The organism is Nonomuraea aridisoli (genome assembly GCF_003236395.1).
GTDB lineage: Bacteria > Actinomycetota > Actinomycetes > Streptosporangiales > Streptosporangiaceae > Nonomuraea > Nonomuraea aridisoli.
This window is the reverse complement of the sequence record NZ_POUD01000474.1, coordinates 1-3498: the sequence shown is the minus strand read 5'-3', so window position 1 is coordinate 3498 and position 3498 is coordinate 1. Positions and strand designations below refer to the sequence as shown.

Genomic DNA, 3498 nt, shown 5'->3' with positions numbered 1-3498 from the left:
CCCCCGCCGCCCGCCGCGGCGCCGTCCTCCGGACCGCCGCCGGCGCCCGCGCGCGGATCCTGATCGCCGCACGTTCGCGCACGCCAGGGCGTCCGCACGGCCCCGCGTGATCACGTACCGCGATAGGGCGGCCACTTTTCGGCAAGCAAGAGTTGTGAAAACCGTCGAGACACATCACGGAGGTCCCCCGATGCCCTACCTGACCCAGCTCGCCGACGTGGCCCGGCGTACCGGCCATCCGGTGACCGAGGTGTCCGGGTGGAAGCGTCGCGGCCACGGGCCGCAGCCCGAGGTGCAGGGCATCGTCTGCCACCACACCGCGGGCCCCGCCGGCGGCGGGGACTACCCGTCGCTGGGCGTGGTGCGCGACGGCCGCCCCGGGCTCGACGGCCCCCTGTCGCACTTCGGGCTCGGCAGGTCCGGCCGCATCTACGTCATCGCGGCCGGCCGCTGCTGGCACAACGCCCCCTCGACCTCGCCGCGCCACGACAACTCCAGCTCGCTCGGCATCGAGGCCGAGAACAACGGCCGCCAGCCCTGGCCGCAGGTCCAGCTCGACGCCTACCGCAGCCTGTGCGCCGAGTTGTGCCGGGAGTTCGGGCTGCCCGCCGCGCGCGTGCGGGCGCACCGCGAGGTCAACACCTCCAAGCCCGACCCCCACTCCATCGACATGACCGAGTTCCGGGCGGCCGTCGCCGCCCTCGTCAACGGCGCTCCGGCGCCCGATTCCTGGACGGAGGAGATCATGAAGGAACTGCCGGTGATCCGGCCCGGAGACGACAACTTCGACGTCAAGACCGTCAGGGGCTGCCTGTTCGCCCGCGGGCACGTGCCGCCCACGGCGTACGCGGAGGTCGAGGAGGGGCTGGCGGGCTGGCTGGAGTCCACGCGGTGCGACGACGGGCTGGTCGCGCTGGTCCGCTCGTTCCAGCAGGCCAAGGGCCTGCCGGACGACGGGCTCGTCGGGCCGCAGACGTGGGCGCCGCTGCTGCGCGTGTAGCCGTCTCAGGACGCCCGCCCGGCGGCGGGTAACGGCTCGGCCGAGGGCCGCAGCCCTGCGAGCAGCAGGGCCAGCGAGCGGCGGGTGTCGGCGGCGGCGCTGCCGCCCGGCGGCACGGTGGCGAGGGTCATCACGACGATCGCGGCCAGGTCGCGCACGACCAGGTCGGCGCGGACCCGTCCCTGCCGCTGGGCCCGGGTCAGCAGGGGACGCAGCGGCTCCATGAAGCGTTCGGCGACGTCCACGTCGAAGGCGCCGCACTCCTTCGCCGCCGCCAGCAGCCCGTGGCGGGCGGCCAGCAGGGCGACGGTGGCGGCCAGCGCCTCGGTCAGCGCCCGCCCGGCGTCGCCGCCGTCGCGGGCGCCGCGCAGGCGCGGCTCGACGGTCTCGGCGACGTACGCCGATAACGCGGCCCGGATCACGCCGTCGCGGTCGCCGAAACGCCGGTAGACGGTGGCGATGCCGATCCCGGCCCGCCGGGCGATGTCGTCGAGGGACGCGGCCGGGCCCTTCTCCGACAGCACGGCGATCGCCGCGCGGGCGACCCTGGCGGAGTTGTGCCGCGCGTCCACCCGTCGTACCTGCTCGCGCACACGCCGAACGCTAGCAGTCGGCCGCCTGCCTCACCAGGCGACGGGGAGCGAGGTCAGCCCGTACACGACGTGGAACGAGCGGAACTCGGCGGGCGGACCGGCCTCGCGCAGCCCGGGGAAGCGCTCGAAGAGGGCCGGGAAGGCGACGTGCATCTCCATCCGGGCCAGCGGCGCCCCGAGGCAGTGGTGCACGCCGTGGCCGAACGCGACGTGTCCCATGTCGCCCCGGCGGATGTCGAGCCGGTCGGGGTCGGGCACGAGCGCCGGGTCGCGGTTGGCGGCCGGCAGCGCGCACACGACGAGCTCGCCCGCCGGGATGCGGGTGCCCGCCAGCTCGACGTCGGTCGTGGCGACCCGGACCACGCCGGAGTGCACGATGCTCAGCCAGCGCAGCAGCTCCTCCACGGCCGCGTCGATCAGCTCGGGCTTCTGCCTGAGCAGGGCGAGCTGGTCGGGGTGGCGCAACAGCGCCAGAGTGCCGATGCCGAGCATGTTGGACGTGGTCTCGTGACCGGCCAGCAGGAGCAGGGCGCCGATGCCGACGAGCTCCTCGGTGCGCAGGTCGTCGCCGTGCTCACGGACGAGCATGCCGAGCAGGTCGTCACCCGGCTCGGCCTGGGCGCGGGCGACCAGCTCGCCCATGTAGGCGCGCGACTCCATCTGGGCGGCCATGCGCTCACGGGAGGGCAGCGACAGGTTGAGCATCTTCGCGGTACGCCGCTGGAAGTCGTCGCGGTCCTCGTACGGGACGCCGAGCAGCTCGCAGATCACCAGGGACGGGATCGGCAGGGCGAAGGCGCGTACGAGGTCGGCCGGAGGCCCGGCGGCCTCCATGGCGTCGAGGTGGTCGGCGACGATGTCCTGGATGCGCGGTTCGAGGCGGCGCATGCGCCGCATGGTGAACTCGGGGGTCAGCATCCGGCGCAGCCGGGTGTGCTCCGGCGGGTCGAAGGTCAGCAGGTTGCCCGCCCGCAACATCGCGAGCTGCTCGTCGGTCAGCTCCGGCACGTCGGGCGGGCGCAGCGCGGAGCGGTGGGCGTTGCTGAAGCGCGTGGAGTCACCGAGAACCTCGCGGACGTCGGGGAACCGGGTGACCACCCAGGCGTCGAGACCGAACATCGTGTTCACCCGCCGCACGCCCTCGCCGTCGCGCAACCGCGCCAGCTCCGGATCGGGATCGAACTCCGAACGCCGCATGTACACGGGCAGGACCGGTGAATCGCTCATCTCATCTCCTGGCAGCACGACCGACGATCGGATCTGCGCAGGTCATCGCAGAAACCGATAGTAACCCTCTCAGTTCCCTTCTTCCCGGCCGCCTCACCTGTACCCCTCCGCCACCCCCGGTCACAGGCCGACTGGAGGGCGGTGGTGACCGATTCTGGCGGCCTCCTCACGGAAGGCCGCGTGATGGACGCGGGAAAGGATCTCCAGCGGCTCGACGATGACGGTGAGGGTGCGTGACCTGATGGTCGGACGCCACGACGCGCGGCACCGACGTGAGCCGAGGTCCCTTCGAGGAGAAGAGGGCGTGCGAGGCGGCATAGCGGAGGCGTATGAGGCGGACAGGTGTGAGGCGGTTGCGGGGGCTCCGGCAGAGGGAGACGCGGTGGTCAGTGAGCGGGGGCCAGAGCAGGCGGCCCTTCGGTCCGGCATCGGGCCTTCGCGCGGCTGCTCCGGCATCGGGCGTTCGGGCTGGATGCTCTAGAGGCGTTCGGGCTGGATGGTCTGGCATGGGCGTTCTGCGGGACAGGCTGGAGCGGGCGGGTCGTCCGCTCCGGCGTCGCACGTCCAGCCGGCCGGTCGGGCATCGCAGGTCCAGCCGGCCGCTCGTGCGTCGGGCGGCCGGCTGGTGCGCCGGCGTGGGCGTCCGGCCGGGCGGCGGGGTTACGCGGTGGGGTTGGT

The 3498-nt window shown here is 73.5% G+C and carries 3 protein-coding genes; 1 reads left to right on the top strand and 2 read right to left on the bottom strand.

Going from position 1 to position 3498, the window contains the following annotated elements:
* Positions 1-190 precede the first annotated feature (190 nt).
* Entirely contained in the window at positions 191-1000 is an 810-nt protein-coding gene (locus C1J01_RS47015) for a peptidoglycan recognition protein family protein (protein WP_111185538.1), read from the top strand.
* A 5-nt stretch (positions 1001-1005) separates the two neighbouring features.
* Here the strand turns inward: C1J01_RS47015 and C1J01_RS47010 are convergent, their stop codons facing one another.
* Complete coding sequence (locus tag C1J01_RS47010; protein ID WP_111185536.1) at positions 1006-1593, bottom strand: TetR/AcrR family transcriptional regulator; 588 nt, start codon at positions 1591-1593, stop codon at positions 1006-1008.
* Positions 1594-1623: 30 nt separating this feature from the next.
* Positions 1624-2820, bottom strand: a complete 1197-nt coding sequence (locus C1J01_RS47005) for a cytochrome P450 (RefSeq protein WP_111185534.1) — start codon at positions 2818-2820, stop codon at positions 1624-1626.
* Between the last annotated feature and the right edge of the window lie 678 nt (positions 2821-3498).

Excerpts from the sequence above, each read along its gene's own strand:
- C1J01_RS47005 (WP_111185534.1), bottom strand. The coding sequence starts at position 2,820 with ATGAGCGATTCACCGGTCCTGCCCGTGTACATGCGGCGTTCGGAGTTC.
- C1J01_RS47015 (WP_111185538.1), top strand. The coding sequence starts at position 191 with ATGCCCTACCTGACCCAGCTCGCCGACGTGGCCCGGCGTACCGGCCAT.